Annotated in this window: 10 protein-coding genes; 8 read left to right on the top strand and 2 right to left on the bottom strand. The window is 67.1% G+C overall.

Annotated features, from left to right (window positions below):
- Window positions 1-147 precede the first annotated feature (147 nt).
- The gene (locus tag U5798_RS05005; RefSeq protein ID WP_124446706.1) at window positions 148-735 is read right to left on the bottom strand and encodes a malonic semialdehyde reductase; all 588 of its coding nucleotides are present in this window, start codon (window positions 733-735) and stop codon (window positions 148-150) included.
- Between the two features lie 237 nt (window positions 736-972).
- Here U5798_RS05005 and U5798_RS05010 point away from each other — a divergent pair, with 237 nt between their 5' ends.
- From U5798_RS05010 to U5798_RS05045, 8 genes are all read left to right on the top strand, one after another.
- Window positions 973-1,569 (top strand): alpha-ketoglutarate-dependent dioxygenase AlkB family protein, encoded by a 597-nt coding sequence (locus U5798_RS05010; RefSeq protein WP_322081395.1) that lies wholly within the window; start codon window positions 973-975, stop codon window positions 1,567-1,569.
- Between the two features lie 303 nt (window positions 1,570-1,872).
- Window positions 1,873-2,079 carry a hypothetical protein gene (locus U5798_RS05015; protein WP_124446710.1) on the top strand — a complete coding sequence of 69 codons (207 nt, stop codon included), beginning with the start codon at window positions 1,873-1,875 and terminating at the stop codon, window positions 2,077-2,079.
- A 327-nt stretch (window positions 2,080-2,406) separates the two neighbouring features.
- Window positions 2,407-2,838, top strand: coding sequence for a type II secretion system minor pseudopilin GspI (gene gspI / locus U5798_RS05020; protein ID WP_322081396.1), 432 nt, complete (start codon window positions 2,407-2,409; stop codon window positions 2,836-2,838).
- Window positions 2,822-3,490 carry a type II secretion system protein J gene (locus U5798_RS05025; RefSeq protein WP_124446714.1) on the top strand — a complete coding sequence of 223 codons (669 nt, stop codon included), beginning with the start codon at window positions 2,822-2,824 and terminating at the stop codon, window positions 3,488-3,490. The genes gspI and U5798_RS05025 overlap by 17 nt, the downstream gene beginning before the upstream one ends.
- 178 nt (window positions 3,491-3,668) lie before the next feature.
- Window positions 3,669-5,891, top strand: a complete 2,223-nt coding sequence (locus tag U5798_RS05030) for a tetratricopeptide repeat protein (protein ID WP_322081397.1) — start codon at window positions 3,669-3,671, stop codon at window positions 5,889-5,891.
- A 42-nt stretch (window positions 5,892-5,933) separates the two neighbouring features.
- On the top strand, window positions 5,934-8,177 hold the full coding sequence (locus U5798_RS05035; protein WP_322081398.1) for a tetratricopeptide repeat protein: 2,244 nt from the start codon (window positions 5,934-5,936) through the stop codon (window positions 8,175-8,177).
- Window positions 8,174-10,441, top strand: coding sequence for a tetratricopeptide repeat protein (locus U5798_RS05040; RefSeq protein ID WP_322081399.1), 2,268 nt, complete (start codon window positions 8,174-8,176; stop codon window positions 10,439-10,441). Before U5798_RS05035 ends, U5798_RS05040 begins: the two co-directional genes overlap by 4 nt.
- Window positions 10,442-10,725: 284 nt before the next feature.
- Window positions 10,726-23,361, top strand: a complete 12,636-nt coding sequence (locus U5798_RS05045; protein WP_322081487.1) for a filamentous haemagglutinin family protein — start codon at window positions 10,726-10,728, stop codon at window positions 23,359-23,361.
- A gap of 254 nt (window positions 23,362-23,615) precedes the next feature.
- Here the strand turns inward: U5798_RS05045 and U5798_RS05050 are convergent, their stop codons facing one another.
- Window positions 23,616-24,908, bottom strand: coding sequence for a substrate-binding domain-containing protein (locus tag U5798_RS05050; RefSeq protein ID WP_322081400.1), 1,293 nt, complete (start codon window positions 24,906-24,908; stop codon window positions 23,616-23,618).
- Window positions 24,909-25,289 lie beyond the last annotated feature (381 nt).

The following is a 25,289-nucleotide window of genomic DNA, read 5'->3' on the forward strand; positions in this document are numbered from 1 at the left end:
CAGGGGAACGTGCCTTGCCGGCCGCATTGCGGCGTCGCGCGCCGCTTGTTTGGCTCGGCCAAACGGCGCTCCTTGCTTCTTGCACTGCGGCCGGCAAGGCACGTTCGCAAGCCCGTTATTAGCGTGAACAGGCCCTACCGGCAACGGTTACTCGATGCGAGCGATATCGTCGAAATCGAAGCGCGGGCTGCGCGGGAACAGGCCGGCCGGATCGCCGTAGCCGAGGTTCACGAGGAAGTTGCTCTTGACCGTGGTGCCCGCGAAGAATTCGGCATCGACCTTCGCGCCGTCGAAGCCCGACATCGGGCCCGCGTCGAGACCGAGCGCGCGGGCGGCCAGGATCAGGTATGCGCCCTGCAGCGACGCGTTGCGGAACGTGGTGGCCTGGATCAGCGCATCGTTGCCGGCGAACCAGCTGCGCGCGTCGGCATGCGGGAACAGGCGCGGCAGGTGCTCGTAGAACGCGTAATCCATCCCGACGATCACGGTGACGGGCGCGGCCATCGTCTTCGCGAGGTTGCCTTCGGACAGCGCGGGTTTCAGGCGCGCCTTCGCTTCGGGCGACTTGACGAACAAGAAGCGCGCGGGGCTCGAGTTCGCCGACGTCGGGCCGAATTTCGTCAGGTCGATCAGCCGGTGCAGCAACGCGTCGTCGACGGGTTTGTCCTGCCATGCGTTGTGCGTGCGGGCGGAGAGAAACAGTTGGTCGAGGGCGGAATCGGAGAGCGTCGTCATGATGGGATCCGGGAAGAAAGCGGCCGGGGCGCGCCGGCCGGCGTGGCGGAGAAAAGCGGCGCCCCTCGGCAGGGCGCGCCGCGGCACGCCGCGATGATAGCGTGATGCGCGAACGCGCATCGCGGTGCGCGGCGGTTTCCTTTCAGCGGTGAATGAAAGCGCATGGCGGTGCAGGACGCCGTTGGCTAGTATGCAGACATGTACCCATCACGCCATTCCTCGCCCGTTCGTTCCGACATGTCGACACTCGATCTCTTCGCCGATACGCCCGTGCCCGACGTGGACTGGTACCCGGACTGGCTTGCACGACCCGATGCCGACCGCACGCTCGCCGCGCTGATCGGCGAGGTCGCGTGGCGGCAGGACACGATCCGCACGCCGCGCGGCCGCATTCCGTTGCCGAGGCTCACCGCGTGGCAGGGCGAGCCGGATGCCGTCTACGTGTACTCGGGAATCCGCAACGTGCCCGCGCCGTGGACGCCGGCCGTGCTCGACCTGAAGCAGGCGGTCGAGGCGACCTGCGGCGCGCGCTTCAACAGCGTGCTGCTCAATCGCTACCGCAACGGGCTAGACAGCCTCGGCTGGCATGCGGACAACGAGCCGGAACTCGGCGACGAACCGGTGATCGCGTCGGTGAGCCTCGGTGCGATGCGCGTATTCGACCTGCGCCATCGCGCGACCGGCGTCACGCATGCGTACCGCCTCGTGCACGGCAGCCTGCTCGTGATGCGCGGGCGCACGCAGGTCGAATGGCAGCATCGCGTGCCGAAGGCGCCGGGCGTGCAGGGCGAACGCGTCAACCTGACGTTCCGGCGCGTGATGTCCGCCGGATAGATCGCGCCCCGTTTCTGCGATCCACGAATGGCCGATGCAAGCAATCGGTCGCATGTGCGGCACGTTGCCGCACGAATGCGTCACCGTGCTGCCTGTTAGCGCCCGGAAGCCTGTCCCGTATGGGTTTCAGTCAATCTCGATCGACCGGACGGTTCCGATAGATGAGTGAAACCTCTGATGGTGCGTCGCAACAATTATTGATTAGACTGTCGAATAGCAGAAACGCGTCGGCACCCCGGCGCGACCCTTTCGACATGCCCGGAGTGTTGCCGATACGGCGCGCAAGGGGCAGGAGCAAAACGCGTGACCGTACTCGACCCTTCCTTCGAACCCTCGCTGCACGTCTTCGAACAAGACGGCGGATGGCAATGGGCGCTGACGGTGAAGCGGGCGACCGGTGTCGGCGTGAAAGTCGTAGCGTTCAGCCGGGAAGGCTTTCGCGGCGAGGCCGAGGCGGTCGCCGCCGGCCAGCTTGCCCGCGCCGAATACGACGCCGCCGTGACGGCCTGACACCGCCGCGGCGATCCCGCCCGAGGATCGCCTTCGCCGTTTGCCGTTCACCTTTCGCCGTCCGTTGCCGGACGGTTCTTTCCCGATTCCTTTCCGTTTTCAGCTTTTTGGCCGCCGGCCGCCGCGATGCGCGCAGCGCGCGACTCCGCCTGCGCGGCACCGGCACGCCCGCCCGCGCTTGTCGCGCCGAATGGTCCGTACCATTCGACACGTGCGTGCCATACGTCGCGCTTAACGTCCGTGCACGGCGTCCGTCGCGCCGGCGACGCGGCCTGCGCCGCGGTTTGACCGCCGGACGCCGACCCATCGACAAGAATGATGCAGGTCATGTGCGACGACAGAACCGACTACCACCGCCAGGCGCGCCGCGGATCGCGCACGGCGCATGCGCCGCAACGGGGATTCACGCTGATCGAGGTGCTGATCGCGCTGGCGATCGTGGCCGTGGCGCTGGGCGCCGTGATGCGCGCGATCGGCGCGCTCGCGTCGGATACCGACATGGCGCGCATGCGGCTGCTCGCGCTATGGAGTGCCGACAATGCGCTCGGCGAAATCCGCATCGCGTCGACCTGGCCGTCCGTCGGCACGAACACGTTCGCGTGCCCGCAGGGCCGCTACCGGTTCGTGTGCCGCCAGTCGGTGGCCGCGCTGCCGAGCCCGCTCGTGCGGCGCGTGACGGTGAGCGTGTATCCGTCCGCGGCGAGCCGCAACGTGCTCGCCGAAGTCGTCACGGTGATCCAGAATGAAGCGCGCCAGTGAACCGCGCGCGGCGGCGCGTGCGCCGCAACGGGGCTTCACGCTGATCGAGATGCTGGTCGCGATCGCGCTGCTCGCCGTGATCGCGTTGCTGTCGTGGCGCGGCCTCGATGCGACGATGCGCGGTCGCGACGATATCGCGTCGAATCTGGCGCAAACGCGTCTGCTCGGCCGCTATTTCTCACAGTTGCAGTTCGACCTGACCAACCTCGTGACGGCCGACGAAGTGTTCGGGCCGCCGCTGCGCATTCGCCCGAACGAACTCGTGATGGTGCGCCATCTCGGCGTCGGCGGCGGGCCGGCGCAGATGCAGGTCGTGCGCTACCAGCTCAAGGGGCGCGAGCTCGTGCGCAGCGCGTCGCAGCCGCTCGCGTCGCTGGCCGACGTGGAGGACGCGCTGCAGCACATGGACGCGTTCGCGCGCGTGGTGGTCAGCAACGATGCGCGGACGATGCAGCTTTCCGTGTGGATTCCGCCGGGCGGATGGACGACGAGCCAGGCCGTCATCGAGCAGAGCTATGCGCAGTTTCTCGCACAGCACGGCGTCAGCAATCTCACGTCGCTCGGCATGCCGCTGCCGCGCGGCGTGCGCTTCGCGGTCACGATGGGCGCGCCGGCAGTCGAATACGTGCGGACGATCCCGATCGGCCAGTGACGGCGGCACGGGGTGTTCGACGCGCGGAACGTGTTCCGTCCCCCGGACAAAATGGTCCGTAACTTTCGTCATACATCTGTTATTGCCCGTCCGTTAGTCTCGTGGCGAGCATGACCGCCGCGACCGGTTCCATCGAGCCGTGTCAGCGGCGGCATCGGCAAACGGGAAGGGGGCGAACGTGACGGTCGAGCACCGGCATGATGCACACGCGGGCGCGTCGGGACTCGGCGCGCGCGGGCAACGGCAATCGGCGGCGATCCTGAGCCGCGCACAAAACTGGCACGGTGCAGGACGGTTCGACGACGCGGCGCGCGAATATCTCGCCGTGCTCGAGCAGGAACCGGACAATCCCCAGGCATTGCACCTGTACGGCGTGCTGCAGTTCCAGCGCGGCGCGGCCGACGATGCCGAAGCGTTGTTGCGCCGGTCGATCGCGATCGCACCCGGCACGCGCGTCCTGTCGGATCTCGGCGCGATCGCCGGCGAGCGCGGCCGCATTGGCGAGGCGCTCGAGCATTTCGCGGCCGCGCTGCGCACGACACCCGACGACGTGCAGACGCTCGTGCGCCGCGGCAACACGCTGCTCGGATTGCGTCGTTACGACGATGCACTGGCGTCGTTCGACCGCGCGCTCGCGGTGTCGCCGCTGGTACTCGATGCGCTCTGCAATCGCGGCAGCGCGCTGCGTGCGCTGCGCCGCTTCGACGATGCGCTCGATACCTACGATCGCGCGCTGATGGTCGACCCGCGTTCGTTCGAATCGTGGTTCAACCGCGGCCTCGTGCTGCGCGAACTGCAGCGGCCGGCCGATGCGCTGCAGTGCTTCGAGCGCGCCAGCGCGATCCGTCCCGGCATGGCCGCGATCATGGCCGAGCGCGGCCGCACGCTGATCGATCTCGATCGGCCGGGCGAGGCGCTCGACGCGTTCAACGAAGCGATCGCGGCCGATCCGGCGCGGCTCGACGTGCTCTACAACAGCGCGGTCGCGCTCGAACGGCTCGGCCGCGCGGACGAAGCGCTAGCCCGCTGCGAGCGCGTGCTGGCGTTCGATCCGGATCATGTCCGCGCCCATGCGAGTCGCGGCAACGCGCTGCTGCAGCTCAAGCGCCACGACGAAGCTCTGGCCGCCTATGCGCGTGCGCTGGCGCTCGATCCGCACTCGGCGCAGACGTTGTGCAACCGCGGTACCGCGTTGCGTTACCTGAAGCGCTTCGACGAAGCACTGGCCAGCTACGACGCCGCGCTTGCGCGCGACGCACGGTTCGCCGAGGCCTGGACCAACCGCAGCAACGTATTGCAGGACCTGCATCGCTACGACGAAGCGATGGCGTCGCTCGACCGTGCGCTCGCGCTGCGTCCCGATCACGCGACGAACTGGCTCAACCGCGGCAACCTGCATTTCGAAACGGCGCGCACGGACGACGCGCTCGCCGCGTACGACCGCGCGATCGCACTGCATCCCGACTATGCCGAAGCGCATTTCGCGCGCGCGTCGCTGTATCTGATCGAAGGCGATTTCGCGCGCGGCTGGCCCGAGTACGAATGGCGGCTGCGCGATGCGCAGCTTGCGCGGCACTACCGGCCGTTCACGCAGCCGGCGTGGCAGGGCGACACGCCGCTCGACGGCCGGACGGTGCTGATTCATGCGGAACAAGGGTTCGGCGACACGCTGCAGTTCTGCCGTTATGTGCCGCTGGTGGCCGCGCGCGGTGCGCGGGTCGTGTTCGAGGTGCAGCCGCCGCTGCGCGCGCTGATGGCGTCGCTGCCCGGTGCGGTCGACGTGATCGCGCGCGGCGAGCCGCTGCCGGCGTTCGACTGCCAGGCGCCGCTGCTGAGCCTGCCGCATGCGTTTCGCACCGACGAAGCCACCATTCCGCAAGCCGGCGCCTATCTGCATGCCGACCCGCAGCGCACGCGCGAGTGGGAAGCGCTGCTCGGCGAGCGGCGCCGGCCGCGGATCGGGATCGCGTGGGCCGGCAATCCGGAGCATCGCAACGATCACAACCGGTCGATCGATTTCGCGCGGCTCGCGCCGCTGTTCGATCTCGACGTCGACTGGATCAGCCTGCAAAAACCCGTGCGCGAACGCGACGCGGCGCGGCTCGCGGCGGCGCCGGTGCTTCGCGTCGACGACGAACTTGGCGACTTCGCGGACACGGCCGCGCTGATCGGCGCGCTGGATCTCGTGATCGCGGTCGATTCCGCGGTCGCGCACCTGGCGGGCGCGCTGGGCCGCGCGGTCTGGGTGCTGCTGCCCGAGCCGGCGGAGTGGCGCTGGATGCGGACCCGCGGCGACAGCCCGTGGTACCCGTCCGCGCGGCTGTTCCGGCAGGCGGCGCCGGGCGACTGGACGAGCGCGATCGACGCGGTGCGTGCCGCGCTCGCGCCGATGGCACGTTAGACACGACACGCGACACGAACAGTGACCAGTGGGGGCCACACGATGACACCGAACGGGGAAGGGACGACACTCGCGAGCGCGCCGGTCGCGCCGGATCGCCGTCCGCCCGACACCGCGCAACTCGAACGGCTGCTCCTGCGCGCGCGCAAGGCACACCACGACGGCGCGCTGCAGCATGCGGAACACGCGTATACCGAATTGCTGACGCTCGATCCCGAGCATCCGGAGGCGCTGCACCTGCTCGGCGCGGTGCGGTTCCAGCAAGGGCGCCTCGACGATGCCGAGCCGCTGATGCGGCGCTCGATCGAGCGCCGGCCGGTGCCGCTCGCGCTCGCGAATTATGCGGCGGTGCTGACGGGGCTCGGGCGCGAGCACGACGCGCTCACGCGGCTCGACGAAGCACTCGCGATCAATCCGGTCCATCAGCGCGTGCTGTTCCAGCGCGCGGGCCTGCTCGCGCAACTCGCGCGGTACGACGATGCGTGCGCGGTCTACGATCGGCTGCTCGAATTGACGCCCGGTTTTGCCGACGGCTATGTGAAGCGCAGCGACATGCTGCGCGCGCTCGGCCGTCACGACGACGCGCTCGCCGATTGCGACCGGTCGATCGCGCTGGCCGGGCGTTCGTTCGACGCGATGCGCGCGCGTGGCCTCGCGCTGCGCGAACTCGGCCGCTTTCGCGAGGCGGTCGACAGTTACGGCTACGCGCTCGCACAGAAACCGGGCAGCATCGAGGTGCTGTTCCTGCGCGGCGTCGCGTATCTCGACCTGAGCGATCCGGAACGCGCGCTGGCGGATTTCAATGCGGCGATCGCGGCGAGCCCGACCTTCGTCGATGCGATCTTCAACAGCTCGATCGCGCTCGAACAGCTCGGCCGGCACGACGAGGCGCTCGTGCGCTGCGACCGCGTGCTCGCGATCGATCCGCGCCACGCGCGGGCGCTCGCGAACCGCGGCAATGCGGCCAGCCACCTGGAGCGCTATCGCGACGCGGTCGACAGCTATGCGCGCGCGCTCGACGTGGAACCGCGCAGCCCCGGCGTGCTGTGCAACTACGCGAGCGCGCTGATGCGCGTCGAGCGTCACGACGATGCGCGCGACATGTGCGACCGCGCGCTGGCGCTCGACGCCGGCTACGTGCCCGCCTGGTTCACGCGCGGCCGCGTGCAGCTCGAGACGCACCGCTACGCGGCCGCGCTCGACGACTTCGCGCGCGTGATCGACGCGACGCCACGCGACAAGCTCGCGCACTTTCACAAGGGCAATGCGTTGCGCGCGTTGCGGCGCCACGATGCCGCGCGGCAGGCGTATGCGGATGCGATCGATATCGATCCCGACTACGTGCTCGCGCACTGCATGCGCGCGTTCCTGTGTTTGTCGATCGGCGATTTCGAAGCCGGCTGGGCCGAGTACGAATGGCGCTGGCGCGACACGCAGCTCGATGCGAGCCGGCGCACGTTCGCGCAGCCGCGCTGGACGCACGGGATGCCGCTCGACGGCAAGACGATCCTGCTGTACCCGGAACAGGGGCTCGGCGACACGCTGCAGTTCTGCCGCTATGTCCCGCTCGTGAAAGCGCTCGGCGCGCGCATCGTGCTCGAAGCGCCGGTCGAACTGAAGACGCTGTTCGCGACGCTCGACGGCGTCGATACGCTCGTCGCGCGCGGCGAGCCGCTGCCGCCGTTCGACCTGCATTGCCCGCTGCTGAGCCTGCCGCTCGAATTCCGCACGGACCTGGCGTCGATTCCCGCCGGCGTGCCGTATCTCGCGGCCGACCCCGTACGTGTCGCGCAATGGCGCGAACGGCTTGGCGCCGCGACGCGGCCGCGTATCGGCCTCGTGTGGTCCGGCAACCCGCTGCACCTGAACGACCGCAACCGCTCGATGACGCTCGCGGATCTGCTGCCGCTGTTCGACGACCGTTACGAGTGGATCAGCCTGCAGAAGGTGGTCCGCGACGAGGACCGTCCGGTGCTCGACGCGAGCGCGGTGCGCTTCGTCGGCGACGATCTTGCCGACTTCGCCGATACGGCGGCGCTGACTGCGCTGATGGACGGCATCGTCAGCGTCGATACGTCCGTCGCACATCTTGCCGGCGCGCTCGGCCGGCCGCTTGCGCTGATGATTCCCCATACGCCCGATTTCCGCTGGCTGCTCGAACGCGACGACAGCCCGTGGTATCCGTCGGCGCGGCTGTTCCGCCAGCCCGAGGGCGGGCAGTGGGCGCCCGTCGTCGAGCGGATCGCGGCCGGGTTGCCAATGCTCGTCGGCGGAGGCGCGCAATGAGTGCGCGCCGCGCGGCTGCGCCGCTGGCGGGCGCCGTACCGGGCGCTGCGGCCGTGCCGCTGCAAGCGGTGCTCGCCGATGCGCTGCGCCAGGCGCGCACGCGTCTCGAACAGCGCGACTTCGCCGGGGCCGGACGGCTCTACGAAGGCGTGCTGGCGATGGCGCCCGATCATGTCGAGGCGCTGCACCTGCTGGGCCTCGTGCACCTGCAGCTCGGCGATCCCGCGCGGGCCGAGCCGCTGATCGCGCGCTCGATGACGTTCGGATTGACCCAGCCGTGGAATCTGGCGAACCACGCGGCGGCATTGACCGGTGTCGGCCGTCATCGCGATGCGCTCGCGCTCGCCGATCGCGCACTCGCGATCGATCCGGACCATGCGCCGTCGCATGCGGCGCGCGGCGATGCGCTGCTTGCGCTCGGGCAATACGACGCGGCGCTGGCGGCCTACGACCGGGCGCTCGTGCGCGAGCCGGCGCATGCAACGGCGTGGCGCAAGCGCGGCGAGACGTTGCGCCGGCTCGAGCGGCCCGCTGACGCGCTGATCAGCATCGAGCGCGCGTTGCGGATCGACCCGAACGATGCGGCCGCGAACATCGAGCGCGGGCATGCGCTGCGCGCGCTCGGCCATCGCGAGCAGGCGCTGCACAGCTATCAGCTCGCGATGGTCGTGCGCGGCAAGACGCCGGAGCTCGTCTACGCGTGCGGCGTCGTGATGACCGAACTGGGCCGCCCGGCCGACGCGCTCGCGTGTCTCGACGAAGGGCTCGCACGTCTGCCGAAGGACGAGCAGTTGCTGTACGCGAGTTGCGTTGCGCTGGATTTGCTACATGCCCGCGACGAATTGCTGAAGCGCTGCGACCGGCTGCTCGCGCTGAATCGCGGCAACGTCGCCGCGTGGGTCGGGCGCGGTAACGCGCTGCTCGGGCTCGAGCGTCACGCGCAAGCCGCCGAAGCCTACGCGCAAGCGCTGGCACGCAATCCCGGCGATATCGACGCGCGCCGCAACCGCGCGGCCGCGCTGCGCGCGCTCGGCCGGTTCGACGACGCGCTCGCCGATTACGACGCGGCGCTGGCGCTGACGGGCCCGCACGCGGAACTGCATTACAACCGCGCGCTCGCGCTGCAGCAGCTCGGCCGCTACGACGACGCGCTCGCGAGCCACGCGGCGGCGGCAGCCGCGCCGGCGGACACGGCGCAGGCGTTGTTCACGCGTGCGCTTGCACGCCAGCACCTCGGCGACGACGACGCGGCGCTGACCGATTACGCCGACGCATGCCGGCGCGATCCGAATCATGGCGCCGCGCGCCGCTCGGAGGCGTTCTGCCGGCTGCTGACGGGCGATTTCGACGCGGGCTGGCGGCAGCACGAGGCGCGCTGGGAGGCGGCCGACGTGATGCTGCACCGGCGTCATGCGGACCGGCCGCGATGGACCGGCGACGAACCGCTCGCGGGTCGCACGCTGCTGCTGCATGCGGAGCAGGGTTATGGCGACACGCTGCAGTTCTGCCGCTACGCGAATCTGGCGCACGACGCGGGCGCGACCGTGATCGTCGAGGCGCCGGCCGCGCTCGGCGAGCTGCTCGGCACGCTGCGCGGCGTGAGCCGCGTCGTCACCGAAGGGCAGCCTATGCCGGCGTTCGACCTGCACTGTCCGCTGATGAGCCTGCCGTACGCGTTCCGCACGACGCTCGATACGGTGCCGGCCGACGTACCGTACCTGCGCGCCGATGTGTCGCGGCGTGCCGCGTGGGCACGGCGCATCGACGCGATCGCGCCGCCGGGCCGGTTGCGCGTCGGGCTCGCGTGGTCCGGCAACCCGCGCCACTCGAACGACGAGAACCGCTCGATACCGTTCGCCATGCTCGCACCGCTCGTCGCGAGCGAGGCGCTCGACGCGACGTTCGTGAGCCTGCAGCCGCAGGTGCGCGCGCGCGATGCCGACGCATTCGCCGCGAGCGGCGTGCTGTCGTTCGCGGACGCGTTGCACGATTTCGCCGAAACGGCGGCGCTGGTCGACACGCTGGATCTCGTGATCAGCGTCGACACGTCGGTCGCGCATCTGGCCGGCGCGCTCGGGCGGCCGGTCTGGGTGCTGCTGCCGCGCGTGCCGGACTGGCGCTGGCTGCTCGAACGCGACGACAGCCCGTGGTATCCGGCCGCGACGCTGTTCCGGCAGACGCGGCCCGGCGACTGGCCGGCCGTCATCGGCCGCGTGGCCGACGCGCTCGGCAGGGCGCGCCGCGACCGCCCCGCGGCGGCGTGACCGGCCTTCCATGACAAAAGCTACGGACCTTTTCACGGCGGCCGGAATGGTCCGTAACAGTCGCCACGTCGCTGCCATTCGCGCTTCGTATGGTCTTCGGATTCCAGCGGCCCGTTTCGGGCGCAACGACATGTGCGGTGCCGGACCGGCGCCGCGCGCAAATTCCTAGCATCGGGGTGGCAAGAATGGCAGCACGCGCACGTACGGAACGGCAACTTCGCGCAACGGCCTCGCGGTCGGTCCTGAAATCGGAGCTGAGCCCGCTTTACCGGGCGGTCGTGCTGATGCTCGCGGCGGGCGTGTCGGCGCATGCGCACGGGGCCGGCATCATGAACCTCGGGCAGGTCGCACGTGTGTCCGGTGGCGGCGCGGGCGGCGCCGCCGGCATGCCGGGCGTGCCGAATCTCGGCGTGTCGCCGCAGCAGGCGCTGCAGGCGAGCCAGCCGTCGATCCGCAACCTCGGCTATGCCGCGCACGCGATCGCCGCGCAGATCGCCGCGCAGCAGAATGCGGCGGCGGCCGCGGCGAAGTTGCCGTCGACCGTGCCGAACGGGCTGGCGCCGGGCGGGCTGCAGGTGGCGGCGGGCGCGTCGGGCGATACGAACAATCCGGTGCTGTGGTTCAACGCGAATGCGCCGACGCAGAACACCGACGCGAGCGGCCACGTGAACGTCGACGTGAAGCAGACCGGGCAGAACGCGGTGCTGACGTGGGAGACGATGAACGTCGGCCGGCAGACCACGCTGAACTTCGACCAGTCGGGCGGCACGCAGACGAACGGCGCGAACAACTGGGCCGTGCTGAACCGGATCAACGATCCGAGCGGACGGCCGAGCCAGATTCTCGGAAACATCACGGCGCAGGGCGCGGTGTACGTGATCAACCGGAACGGCGTGCTGTTCGGCGCCGGGTCGCAGGTGAACGTGCATTCGCTGGTTGCGTCGTCGCTCGACGTGCTGAACATGAACAATTACAACCAGACCTTCGTCAACAGGGTTCCGGTTGTGACGGACAGCAGTCTTGCGCAGGATGCCGCGGGGATCGTCGCGAGCAACAAGCAGTTCCTCAGCCTGCCGGCCGGGACGACGGGCGGGCTCGCGTATGCGGAGTCGGGCAGTTCGGCCGGGGTGAACGGCAACAGCCGGGTTCCGAACGAGGTGCTCGGCCTGGGCAACCAGGTCAATCTCACGTCTGCCGGCCAGTATCAGCCGTGGGGTGATGTCACCATCGAGCAAGGCGCATCGATCACCACGCACGCGAACGGCAATGTGAGCGATGGCGGCTTCGTGATGATCGCGGCGCCGAACGTGACGAACGCAGGGCATATCAAGGCGACGGACGGGCAGGTGGTGCTCGCGGCGGGTGTCGGCGTAAGCCTGCGACCCAACAGCGGCGCCACGACGAATCCGCAGGTGCTGCTGCCGGAGCTGAGCGGCAAGATCACGCTGCTCGGCCCGAACGGCCAGATGACCGACATCACGCCGGCCGGCACGCTGACCAATACCGGCATCGTGGAGGCCGCGCGAGGCAACGTGAACCTGCTCGGTAGCCGCGTCGCGCAGAACGGCGTGGTGGGCGTGACGACGAGCGTCAATTCGCCCGGCACGATCACGATTTCCACGGTCGACGAATATCAGTCGAACAATCCGAACGGAGTGGCCTATCTCGGGCAGGGGCTTCAGACGACGGACAGCACCGGTGGCGCTAACGACACGCACCGCGCTGGCCTCCTGAGCTTCGGCCCCGATTCGGTGACGACGGTGATGCCGGACGGCAACGGCCAGACGACGCCGTCGACGCCCGGCGCGACCTTCACGCCAGGCAGCATCGGCATGACGGCCGGCTCGGTGTGGTTCCAGGGCGGCTCGCTGATCGAGGCACCCGGTTCGAAGGTATCGGTCGGGGCGCTCGCGCCGTCGGCATCGGGCGCCCAGGCGCCGGCCGGCCAGACCGCCGTGCCGGGCCGGATCTATGTCGACAGCGGCGCGACGATCGACGTGTCGGGTCTCGCGAACGTCGAGGTGCCGATCGCGCAGACGCTCGTGACGGTCGACCGCATCGGCCAGAACGAACTCGCCGATTCACCGCTGCTGCGCAACGGGTTTCTGCTCGGCTACAAAAATCTCGTGTTCGACAGCACGCTGACGGGCGCGCGCAGCGACGGCGTGTCGTGGGTCGGCAGCCCGATCCTGAACCTGTCGGGCTATGTGAACCTGATTCCGCGCACCGTCGACCAACTGCTGACCAACGGCGGTTCGATCATGTTGTCGGGCAACGAGGTGATGACCGCGACCGGTTCGTCGATGAACCTGAACGGCGGCTACGTGCACGTCGACGGCGGCATCGTCAACACGACGCGGCTGGTCGATGCCAACGGTGCAATCGTGCCGATCGACAAGGCGAGCCCGTACGACACCTATGTCGGCATCGCGGGCCAGTTCACCGAATCCCATCCGCGCTGGGGCGTGACGAAGTCCTGGTACAACCCGCTGCAGACGGCGGGCACGTATCAGGGCGACTACATCGTCGGCGGCAACGCGGGCACGCTCGATATCTACGGGCGGCAGTCCGCGGTGCTGGACGGCGACATCAGCGCGCAGGCGTTCGGCGGCGCGAAGCAGATGCAGGGCAACAGCCTGCCGAGCGGCGGGACGTTCAACCTCGGCGCCGATCCGAAGCTTGACGGCGCCGCGCTGGTGCACCTGACGTCGAACAACAACGAGGTTGCGTCGGGCACCGCAGGCCTGGTCGTGCTGCAGGACAAGGCGCCGCAACTCGCCGACATCGCGCCGGGTTTCTCGATCGATACGCCGCTCGACCAGACGGCGCTGCAGGCGCTGCCGGCGACCGATCCGCGCAATGTGCTCACGACCACCGTGGTGCCGGTCGCGACGTTGAACAACGGCGGCTTCGCGAACCTGAACGTGACCGAGGACAAGGCGGGCGGCAAGGGCGTCGTGGTGCCGCAAGGCACGCAGCTGAACCTGCAGCCAGGCGGCTCCATCACCATCAATAGCCCGGTGGCCGGTACCGACGTCAACGTGGCCGGCCGCCTGTCCGTGCCGTCGGGGGTGATTTCGATCACGAGCGGCGGCAACGTGATCGTCGGCCCGCAGGGCGTGATCAGTGCCGCGGGGCAGTGGGTAAACAACGACGTGCAGGCGGCGCCGGGTACGACGCCGGGCAACAGCCAGTTCATCAACGGCGGCAGCATCACGCTCTCCGCGTTGCTCGGATCGAACGTGATCGGCGGCGGGCTGGTGGGCGACACCTCGGGTTCGGTGCTGCTGCAGCCAGGCAGCGTACTGGACGTATCGGGCGGCGGCGAGATGCTGTCCAACGGCCAACTGCTGATGCAGAACGGCGTGCCTGCCGGACGCGGCGGAAATGTGACGTTGCAGGCGTATTCCGCGACACCGCTGAAACAGTTTGGCGGGTCGGACAGCGGGTCGACCTTGCCCAGCGTGCAGCCGACAGCCGGCACGATCGCACTGGGCGGCACGATCCTGAGCGAAGGGTTTTCGGGCGGCGGCACGCTGACGCTGCAGGCGCTCGGATTCCGGATCGGCGGCGCTGAAGCCGCCGCGTCGCCCTGGGACGTCTATCTCCCGGAAAGCTTCTTTGCACGGCAGGGCTTCGGCAAGTATGTGCTGAATGCGTTCTACGACACGACGGTCGCGCCCGGCGCGTCGGTTGCCGTCACGCAATTGAATCGTATTCCGGACATGGTCGCGCTTCAGCAGGCGGCTACGGGTGCGAACCTGGCGGCAGGCGGCCTGACCACGATCGGGCAGCTTGATGCGTATCACCGGCACGCAACGGATCTCGTTTTGACCGCCGGCAACGATACGTCGTGGCGGCAGGGCCAGCTTGCCACCACGCCGTCGTATCCGGGCGTCACCGGCGCAGTCACACTGTCGGAAGGTGCGTCGATCCACGCGGATGCCGGTGCGAGCATTGGCCTTGGCTCACCGGCACAGGTCACGGTACTCGGCTCGATCGTCGCGCCGGGCGGGTCGATCACGCTGAGCGCGGACGGGAACGGCACGAACGCGCAGGCCGGGCAGTTCAGCACGGGTTTCATGAGCGCGAGCCAGTCGGTCTGGCTCGGCGCGGATGCTTCGCTCGACGTATCGGGCACGGCATTGGCCAATCCGCTTGCGGCGCCGGTCAAGATCGGCGCGACGACGGTCGTGCCGAACACGGGCAAGGTGCTGGCGGGCGGCTCGGTCACGATGTCGAGCGATACGGGCTACGTGGTCGCGCAGTCGGGCTCGAAGATCGACGTATCCGGCACGTCGGCGACATTTGACCAGTTGCAGCCCAATGGCACATACGCGTCGCAGCCGGTGTGGAGCGATGCCGGCTCGATCACGCTGTCGGCGGCGAACGGGTTGTTCGCGGATGCGACGCTGGCCGGGCGTCCGGGCGCCGTGCAGGCACGGGGCGGCACGCTGACGATCCTGCCGCGCCAGGCGGACCCGCATAGCAACGGTTCGACCGCCACCGCGCTCGTGGTGCGGCAAGACGGTACATTCGTGCCCGCGGGCCTGATGCCCGGGCAGAGTTTCTCGTCGGCGATCGATTCGACCACCGGCTTGCCGATCGGGCAGTCGAGCGGCGTCCTTCAGTTCGCGGCGGACCGGCTCGACGGGTCCGGCATCGCCAATCTGGTATTGGGCAGCGGCATACCGCCCAACGGTGCGCCATCAATACCGATCCTGTTTGCCGGCAACGTCACGCTGTCGTTGCCGGAATCCGTGACGTTGAACACGGGGCGCGTCGCCGCCATCGGCATGGGGCAACTGTCGTCGCTGCTGTCGACACCCGCGCGCACGGCCGACGGAACGCTTGCGGCGGCCGTCGACGGCTTGCTCGCGCAACCGCAGCCGTCGTTGGGCACGACGGTCGAGATCGATGCGCCGTACGTCGCGTTGTCGGGGCCACCCATCCAGTTGCAGTCGCCGCAGTTCAAGCCGATCGCGGCACTGTCCGACGCGACGCTGAACGTGAACGCATCGTTTATCGATCTGAAGAACCAGGCCCAGCTCAACAATTTCGCTCATGCGAACTTCACGAGCAGCGGCGATATACGTCTGAGTTCGACGAACGCGGGTCAGTCCGCGGCCGGCACCGCGCCGGGGATGCTTTATACGCCGGGCAACCTGACGTTCAACGCGGCGGATCTGTATCCGTCGACTGGTAGCACGTTCGTCGTCGCCGCGGTGGGCCCGACCGATTCGGCAACGGGCAAACCGGCGCCGACGACGGTCACGTTCGCGTCGAACGGCGTATCGGGCACGCCGTTGTCGGCGGGCGGCGCGCTGCTCGTGGACGCGACGAACATCGTGCAGGGCGGTACGGTGCGAGCACCGTCCGGCACGATCGTGTTCGGCGTGGGCGATCCGTCGAATGCGGCGACGCAGGCCCAGTTTGCCGGGTTGCCGCTCGTCGCGACGGATACGGTGAAGCTCGTGAACGGCAGCGTGACGTCGGTTTCGAACGGCGGCTTGGTCATTCCGTACGGCGCGACGATCGACGGAGTCGAGTGGCAGTTCAATCCGCTTGCCGGCAACACGACGTCCGACCTGACCGCACCGCCCGCGAAATACGTGGGCGTGAACGGCAGCAATGTCGCGCTCGACAAGGGCGCGACGATCGACCTGTCCGGCGGCGGCGACCTGCAGGCAATCGAATGGGTGCCGGGTACCGGCGGCACGCGCGACGTGCTGTCGCAATACAACGTGAGCTATGCAAGCGGCAAGGGCGCGACGGCCGTGCCGGTCAACGTCGGAGCCGGCAACGTCTATGCGATCGTGCCGGGCAAGCAGTCACCGGTCGCGGCGTATGACCCGACCCTTGCGCAGACGATACAACCGTCCACCAATGACAACGGCACGGCAACGACTGCGACCGCGACGATGGGCGTCGGGCGGGCGAGCCTGACCGACCCGGTCGGCAAGGCTGTATATCTGTCGGGCGTGCCGGGGCTGGCGCCCGGCTACTACACGCTGCTGCCGGGCAAGTACGCGACGCTGCCGGGCGCGTATCGCGTCACGGTGTCGAACACGGCCGGCAATCTCGTGCCGGGCGCGAACCAGGTGCTGCAGGACGGCACGGTCGTGACGGCCGGCTACTTCGCCGACGCGTTGACGGGCAGCCGAAGCGCGACGCCGACGCTGTTCAACGTGCAGTCGAACGGTGTGTGGCAGCAATACTCGCAATACACGCTGACGGGCGCGAACGCGTATTTCACGAAACTCGCCGCGACGAAGGGCAACGTGACGCCGCCGTTGCCGGTGGACGGCGGTCAACTGGTGCTGGCGGCGACGAAGGCGCTGTCGCTCGGCGCGACGCTGAATGCGGCGGCCGGTGCGGGCGGCGCGCCGGCCCAGGTCGACATCGCGTCGCAGGACATCCAGATCACCGGTAACGGCAGCGCGGCGCTGCCCGGCTATCTGCAGATCGGCAGCGACGCGCTCGATTCGCTGAATGCGGGCAGCCTGCTGATCGGCGGCACGCGCGCGGCGACGACGAGCGGCGTCACGATCACGCCGATCGCGAACAGCGTCGTCGTGTCCAACGACGGAAACACGGCGCTGAAGGGCCCCGAGATCCTGCTCGTCACGAAGACCGACGGCAGCGGCACTGATCCGAACGCGGCGAACGGCCTGCGCGTCGATGCCGGTGCGTCGATCGCCGCGCAGGGCGATTACCCGGCAGCCAAGGATCAGCCGATCGCGATCGCCGGCGACGGTGCGTTGCTGCGCGTGTCGAATGGTGCGATGGCGCCGCTGTCGCGCACCGGAGGGACGGGCACGGGATTGATGACGGTCGGCGCGGGCGCGACGCTCGCGGGCGGCCAGGCGTTGCTGCTCGATTCGTCCGGCGACTTGAAGGTCGATCCGTCCGCCGTGCTGTCGGCCAAGGCGATCACGGCGGACGGCTCCGCGATTACGTTCACCAACGCGAGCGGCGCGTCGGCGGCGAGCCTGCCGGGCTTCGTCGTCGATCCGGCCGGCCTCGCGCAGTTCGCGAACGCGCAGCAGGTCACGTTGCGCAGCTACGGCGCGATCGGTTTCGTCGGCGACGTGAACGCGACGTTCGGCAACAGCGTCGATCTGAGTGCGGGCACGTTCACGAGCGATGGCGGCCACGTCACGCTGAATGCGCAGCAGGTCGCGTTCACGAACGAGATGGGCGCCGCGCCCGGCACGACGACGGCCGGAAACGGCACGCTGACGGTCAACGCGAAGGAAATCGACTTCGGCACGGGCACGAAGGCGGCCAGCGGCTTCGGCTCGGCGGTGATGAACGCGACGGCCGGCATCGTCGGCCAGGGTACCGGCACGTTCGACTTCGGTGCACTGCCGGTCACGCTCAATGCGCCGGTCTACCTGGCCGATACGAGCTCGGCCGCCATCGTGAAGACGACAGGCGCACTGACGCTGAACGGCGCGTCGGGCACGGCATTGAAGCCCGATGCGGTTGGCGGCGCATGGACCTTCACCGGCGGCACCGTCGTCGACAACGGTGCGACGATCAGCGCGCCGGCCGGCAACGTGACGCTCGAGGCGACGACCGGCAACCTGACGATCGGCGGCGGATCGACGGTCAGCGCGGCAGGCGTGTCGAAACAGTTCTTCGACGTGACGCGCTACGCGCCGGCCGGTTCGATTGCGTTGACGGCCGATGCGGGCACGGTCGACGTGCAGGCGGGCTCGACGCTCGATTTCTCCGGCGCCAGCGGCGGTGGCGCGGCAGGCAGTCTTTCGCTGTCGGCGCCGCAACAGGTCGTGAACCTGAACGGCACGATCAAGGGCGGCGCGGCGAGCGGTTATGCGGGCGGGTCGTTCTCGCTGAATACCGGTGGTGCTGCGGACCTCGATGCGCTGTCGAAGACGCTGGCATCGAGCGGCGTGAACCAGGCGATCACCGTCCACACGAAGACGGGCAACCTGACGCTGTCGCCGGGTAACACGCTGACCGCGCACTCGGTGCTGCTGACGGCCGACGGCGGTTCGGGAAGCTCGGCCGATACGGCGAACGGCAACGTGAACGTGCTCGGGACGATCGACGCGTCCGGCAAGGCAGGCGGCGAGATCGACCTGTACGGCCGCAATGGTGTGGACATCGAAGGTTCGCTGCTGGCGCGCGGCTCCGATCCGAACCAGCGCGGCGGCAAGGTCAACATCGGCACGACCGCAATGTTCGATCCGACGATCGTCGACGCAAACGGCAACCCAGTCGCGTACAACGCAACCTATGGGTACGAGAACATCCTGCGTGCGAACGCGGGCGCGATCACGCTCGGCGCGAATGCGCTGATCGACGTGTCGGGCGGGACGGCAGGTGGTTTGTCGGGCGGCACGGTGAATTTCCGTGCGCCGCTGCTTGCCGACAATGGTGTGAAGGTCAACCTGCCGGATACGTTCAACGACGGCAAGGGCATCGTCGGCTCGCGCGCGACGACGCTTGAGGCGTATGCGGTATGGAGCACGACGGACGCGACGACCGGCGCGCAGCACTTCGACGGCGTCATCGACCCCGCGGGATGGTATGACAAGAGCGGGCATCTGCTGGCAGGCACGTTCACGGGGCAGAGCACGTCCGGCACGCCGGCGACGTTCTCGTTCGCACCGGACGGCTCGGGCGGCGGCACGTTGACGAATCAGGCGACGGGCGTGGCGACGAGCGTCACGCAGGTGCAGCTTCAAGGCGGTGATAAAGATATTGGTTTCGGCGGGCTGAACAACATGTACTTCGCGCCCGCGAGCGGCGGCGCGAATACGGATCACCAGACGTTCTACGGATATCAGAACGGCGATGCGTCGACGGCGGCGCCGGGCACGCTGATGGGGTTCGTACAGCACGGGCTCGATACACTGGTCGATCCGTTTGCCGGCAAGAACGTCGCGAACGCACGCATCGTGCCGGGGATCGAGCTCGACAACCCGAGTTCGGCGATCAACGGCGGCGATATTCAGGTGCTGACGAACTGGAACCTCGGCGCGGGTACATCGCCGACGAATCTCGCGTTCCGGTTCGATGGGCAAGCGCCGGTCGTGACGCTGCGCGCCGAGAACAACGTGAAGGTGAAGGCGAGCCTGTCGGACGGATTCTTCCAGATCGCGAACCCGCTGGGCGGCGGGGGGACGATTCCGGTGCCGCCGTTGTCGACGTTGGCTGCGGTACAAGCGATCTACAACATGCCGTCGGGGTATTACGCGAGTATGGGCATTGGACTGTCGTATTTCGCGGGCAATGGCCTGGCTTTTGGTCCGGGGCAAGTGACCGGCGGTACGCCGGACGAGATAGCCGAGTACTACGCGCTATATTCGGCGTATGCGAATTACCTGGTCCAGCCTGCGGGGGGGCTTGCGTCTTCGTTGCAATTGGCGTCTAAGACGAATATCGACACTATCGAGATCATCTACAACTTGCGGGGAACCAACTCGAGCACAATGCAGCCTGGGCAGCCTGTGGCACCGATTGTGCCGACGGCGGCCGAGCAGGCATCGAATCCTGGTTCCTATCTGATCTATCTGAATCAGTACCAGAAGTATCTGTCCGATTCTGTTCAGTATGTTGTCCAGCACAACCAGCAATGGCCGCTAGTGGCGATTCTCGCGGCTCCGGCCGTTCAGCCCGTTTCGGTGATCGCGACCCCGACAATCAGCATTCCTGCCCTGACGGACAATACTCCGTCGCCGACGTCGGTTGCGACCGTTCCAATTCCTCTTGTGTCTGCTTCGCTGACGGGCGGCCCGAGCAGTTCCTTCCGCGTAGTGGCAGGGGCGGATCTGAACAGCACGAATCCGCTGGCGCTTCAGGCGCGGACTGCAGGAAGCGGACCGAACGACAAGAGCGTGACTTTCGACGGGCATACGACGTTCGTCGACAGCAACGGTCTGGCAATTCTGGCGCCGACGATGATACGCACCGGTACCGGTTCGATCGATATCGCGGCAGGCAATGACATCGCGCTATTCGACAGCAGTTCGATTCAGCCGAACAGTCCTGACATAACCGTTCCTGGTGTGATTTACACAGGCGGCGCGCCTGCGACGGGGGCGCCGGCCGGCACGGGTCTTTCGATCATTCATGGCTTGAACAACAATCCGGATATTCTGGTCACGTCCGCCGTCAATCCGGACTCGGCCGGCGATATCACGATTCATGCGCAGGGCGATATCAAGGGCGCGGAGTATCTGATCGACGTGAATGGGACGGTGACCGGGCGGCAAGGCGCCAACATCAGCCCGTTCTGGTGGCAGTGGATGCAGATCGGCAATCCGACCGGGATGGTCGGGGCGACCAATCCCGTATCGCAGACCGTACAGACGTCGATCAACTTCGGCGCATTCGATCAAGGCGTGTTGAGCGCGGGTGGCAACGTGTCCGTGTCGGCTGGCGGGAATATTTCCGACCTTTCGGTGTCGCTGCCGACCACGTGGTATTTGACCGGCGCCAATACCGACAATCCCACGGTCAATACGGTCGGGGGCGGCAACCTGTCGGTGCGAGCAGGACGGGACATTCTGAGCGGAGGCTATTTCGTCGCGAAGGGATCCGGAACGATCACGGCGGGCGGGAAGATCGGGGCGGACATTGCGGTGCCTTCGTCAGTCGACGGCCAGCCTGCCGTCACGATGGATACGCTGCTGGCGACACAGGATGGCGTGCTCGACGTAAGCGCGCGACAAGGCGTCAGCATCGGGCGCGTGTTTGATCCGTCGTATGCGCAGAGCAATGCGCTGTTGAGTGCGTACCAGCAACAGGCCGACATGAAGGGCTATTCGTCGACGTCCGCCGTCAATATTGTGTCGACGACGGGCGACGTCTCAATTGGTACGCTCTCCAACATCAGCCTGATCGGCGGTGGCAATTTTAGCCCGCCAACACCGGGCAAACTCGACCTGTCGTCCATTCTACCGGCGTCGCTAGATCTGACCGCTTTCACTGGCGGCATTACGGTTGCAGCGAGCGGCGAGCTTTACCCGTCGGCATCGGGCAATCTGAATCTGATTGCCGACCAGACCGTCACTCTGTCGACCATCAACGGCATGGGACCGCCTGACGGGCAGCCGTCATTCGGCATGCTCGATGTCGATCCGTCCGCGATGCCGTCACCGGCGAAGCCGAATGTTTTCGTCGTGAACCCGACGACGGCATCGGCGGCGGCGCATGATCCGGTTGCCCTGCATGGCGACGATACCGTACCGGCGCGAATCTACAGTCTGAACGGCGATATTGTCGATAGCGTACCGGGAAATACATCAACCTTTAATGTCGTGGTTCCGGTGGTGATCGACAAACCGGCGTTGATCCAGGCCGGCCGGGATATCGTCAACTTGTCCTTCCTGGGACAAAATCTGCGCAGATCCGACGTGACGCGGATCGTGGCGGGGCGCGACATCTACGATACGCACGCGTCGGGCTTGCCCGCGCTGAATATCGGCGGTCCCGGCACGTTCGACATCGAAGCCGGCCGCAATATCGGACCGTTGACCAATCTGTCGGGCGTAACGAACGCGGCTGGCATAACCACCGGTATCAACGCGATAGGTAACGCAAACAATCCGTATTTGCCCCACGAGAGCGCGAACATCAATGTACTATTCGGTGTCGGGCCGGGTATCGATACCGCTTCGTTCGTCTCGACGTATGTCGATCCGGCGAAGTCCGTACCGGGTGTTTCCAGCGCGACGCCCGCGCTCGTTACGTTCATGGAGCAATACGAGGCGGGTCTCTCGGTCGACACGGGGCTGGTCAACGATCAGCCGGCGATCAAGCCGTTGAGCGCGGACGAGGCCTGGTCGAAATTCAAGGCGCTGCCGCAGTATGTCCAGCAGCTCTTTGCCGAGCAGGTGCTGTTCAAGGTGCTGACCAGCGTCGGTGAGGATTACAACAACCCGGCCAGTCCGTACTATCAGAAATACGCGCGCGGCTACGAAGCGCTCAATACAATGTTCCCGGCTTCGCTCGGCTACACGGCCAACAATCTCGGCGGCGGCAGCAACGGTGCAAACAAGCTTACCGACACGGGCGATCTGGATATTCGCAGCACGACGATCCAGACCCAGCAGGGCGGCAACGTGTCGATCCTCGGCCCGGGCGGGCAGGCGCTGATCGGGAGTACTTCCGCACCGCCTCAGATCGTCGACAGTACGACCGGCAAGACGATTGCCGGGCCCGGAACGATGGGTGTTCTCACGCTCGAGAAGGGTGACATCAATATCTTTACGGACCGCAGCGTGCTGCTCGCCCAGAGCCGGATCTTCACCGAGCAGGGCGGCGACATGACGATCTGGAGCTCGAACGGCGACATCAACGCGGGCAAGGGTGCGAAGTCGTCGGCCGACACGCCGGCGCCGCAATACGTGTGCGACGCGAACCACTATTGCACGGTCGACGCACGAGGGCAGGTCACGGGCGCGGGCATTGCAACGTTGCAAAGCGTGCCGGGTGTGCCGACCGGTACGATCAACCTGATCGCGCCTCGTGGCACGGTCGATGCGGGCGACGCAGGGATTCGCGCGGGCAACCTGAACGTCGCTGCGTTGCGCGTGGTGAATGCCGACAACATTCAGGTGACCGGCAAGGCGACCGGCATCCCGCTCGTGCAGGCGGTGAATACCGGTGCGTTGACGGCCGCGAGTGCTGCTGCATCGGCTGCCACGCAGGTGGCGCAGGATATCGCGAAGAACAACGCGTCCGGCAGTGCGGTGCGGCGCTGGACGATCTCGGTGCAGGTCGAAGGCTTCGGCGATGCGGGTGGCGCCGGCGAGAAGAAGCACAAACAGCAGGTTGGCTACGATTCGTCGAATGCGGTGTCGATTCTTGGTTTCGGTCAACCCGGAGCCACGCAACGGGCCACGTTGACATCCGAGGAGCGGAACCGGTTGGGCAAGATCTGATCGAGGTGAAGCGTGGCTCGACGCGGGCCGCCGGTAGTATCGGCGCTCGCGTTTTTTGTATGGCTGCACGGACCGTTCGATCAAAGATGGAATGAGTGTCCCCCGTGATTCGAATCCTTGCTCTCCGATTGCAATGATGTGGGTCAGGAAGTTACGCGTCACCTGATGAATAGGTTGATGGCTATCAAATAAAGCTGCGCCCCTGGTAACCCTGGGGCGCAGCCAGTTTAGATCTCGGTAGTCAGCGTATCGACTTAGCGACCGACCACCGTGCCCGTGCAGACGCTCGTATTGCCGATGTCGAGGTTCAGGCCGCTCGTGTTGCTCAGGAAGTCAGCCGAAATCGCCGTCTGGAAGTTCGACGGCACGGTGTCAAAGCCGTTGCCATGAACGATCGACGCGAAGCTGGCGTTCGTGTAGTGGCTGTTCAGGAAGTCATGAACGGCGGTCTTGACCGTCGAATCCTTGTAGCACTGGCTCAGGATGATCTGGCTCGTGCCGGAAACCGGATAGCCCGAAACCGGGTTGCCGGCGGCGGGTACCCAGGCTGCCGGGTTGTTAGCCGTGAGCTTGCTCGGGGCTGCAACGGAACCGAGCGCGGTCGTCGCATTCGCATACGTCGGCGCGTAGTACGCGCCGTTCGTCTTGTTCACGAGGCTCGCCACCGGCAGTTGCAGCGCGCCGGCCGGCGTCACGACCGTGCTCGACGGGGCGAGGAACGTGTTTGTGTAATCGGGGCTCAGGTATGCAACGGCGGCACCGGTGGAGGACGACAGCGCATTGCGCACGCCGCCGCTGCCCGAAACGCCGGTGAAGTTCGACGGCACGACGCCGCCCGGGAACGAAGCCGTGAACGTCAGCGAATCGACGAACGTCACGCCCGTGGCCGTGTTGGTGGCCGAGCAGACGGCTGCCAGATGGCGCGTCAGCAGTTCGGTCGTGCCGCTGCCATCCGAGCGGTAGATGACCTTGATCGGCGAGCTGGTCGTCGTGTACGCCGAACCCGTTTGCGGGTTGATGACCTGGTTCCAGTCGGTCAGCTTGCCCGAGAAGATCCCGCACAGATCGTCGTCGTTCAGTGCAATGCTGTGCGCTTGACCCGGCGTCGTTTGCGGCGTCGTCGTGCTCGTCACGGCCGGGCCGTTGACGACCGGCACCGTGATCGGCGTGACGATGTACGGGATCTGGATCAGCGGGCCGTTGGTCGCGCCGAGGCCGGCCTTGTACGACGTGAGCTGGGCGGTCGACAGCGCCGCATCGCTGTTCGCGAAGTGGACCGTGCCCGTGACCGTCGAGCCGAAGAACGTCGGCTGGTTGTTCAGGAATGCGTTCTGGCCGGCGCCCGAGCCAACCGAGTAATACGTGAACGAGCCTTCGGCCGTGCCGAACAGGCCGATTTCGGTCGCGGTGTTGCCGATCGCGCCGATGGTCGGGGCGACGAGCGACGAACCGCCGCCGTGGATGTCCGCGGCCATTGCGGCCGTGGCGCCCAGACCGGAAACAACGAGAGCGAGGACTTGACAGATCTTGCGCTTGCTGGATTTCATGAGAAATTTCCTTGAACGAAGATAAACGGGAACCCCTGCTGTTGCGGTTGGAATGCTTATGGACCGCCGCGTAAATGTAGGGGGTAATTCGAATGACGCGTGTGAATTTTTCATAACGAATGGTGCGTAACATTTTTATCGAGCAAGCCATTGCGTTATTCGAATTGATAAAGTGCGGAGCGGAGCGTCATTCGGCACAGGTTGGAACGTTCAGATATTGAGATTTGGACGGAATCGTTCGGCGGATCGCGCGCGGGAGCCCGCATGAGGCTTGATGGAAGACGTCGACGTAGCATGCGAGCCCGCGCGGCGCTATCCCAACTTCAAGACGGTTTCGTGGCGGATGTTACGGAACATTGTGCACGTCGATGAATATCTTCC

It is taken from the genome of Burkholderia sp. BCC1972 (assembly GCF_905339605.1).
In the GTDB taxonomy this organism is placed as follows: Bacteria; Pseudomonadota; Gammaproteobacteria; order Burkholderiales; family Burkholderiaceae; genus Burkholderia.

What these genes read in the sequence shown, in the direction of transcription:
- U5798_RS05005 (WP_124446706.1), bottom strand. Translation starts at nt 735, where the DNA reads ATGACGACGCTCTCCGATTCCGCCCTCGACCAACTGTTTCTCTCCGCC.
- U5798_RS05010 (WP_322081395.1), top strand. Translation starts at nt 973, where the DNA reads ATGTCGACACTCGATCTCTTCGCCGATACGCCCGTGCCCGACGTGGAC.
- gspI (WP_322081396.1), top strand. Translation starts at nt 2,407, where the DNA reads ATGTGCGACGACAGAACCGACTACCACCGCCAGGCGCGCCGCGGATCG.
- U5798_RS05025 (WP_124446714.1), top strand. Translation starts at nt 2,822, where the DNA reads ATGAAGCGCGCCAGTGAACCGCGCGCGGCGGCGCGTGCGCCGCAACGG.
- U5798_RS05035 (WP_322081398.1), top strand. Translation starts at nt 5,934, where the DNA reads ATGACACCGAACGGGGAAGGGACGACACTCGCGAGCGCGCCGGTCGCG.
- U5798_RS05040 (WP_322081399.1), top strand. Translation starts at nt 8,174, where the DNA reads ATGAGTGCGCGCCGCGCGGCTGCGCCGCTGGCGGGCGCCGTACCGGGC.
- U5798_RS05045 (WP_322081487.1), top strand. Translation starts at nt 10,726, where the DNA reads ATGCTCGCGGCGGGCGTGTCGGCGCATGCGCACGGGGCCGGCATCATG.
- U5798_RS05050 (WP_322081400.1), bottom strand. Translation starts at nt 24,908, where the DNA reads ATGAAATCCAGCAAGCGCAAGATCTGTCAAGTCCTCGCTCTCGTTGTT.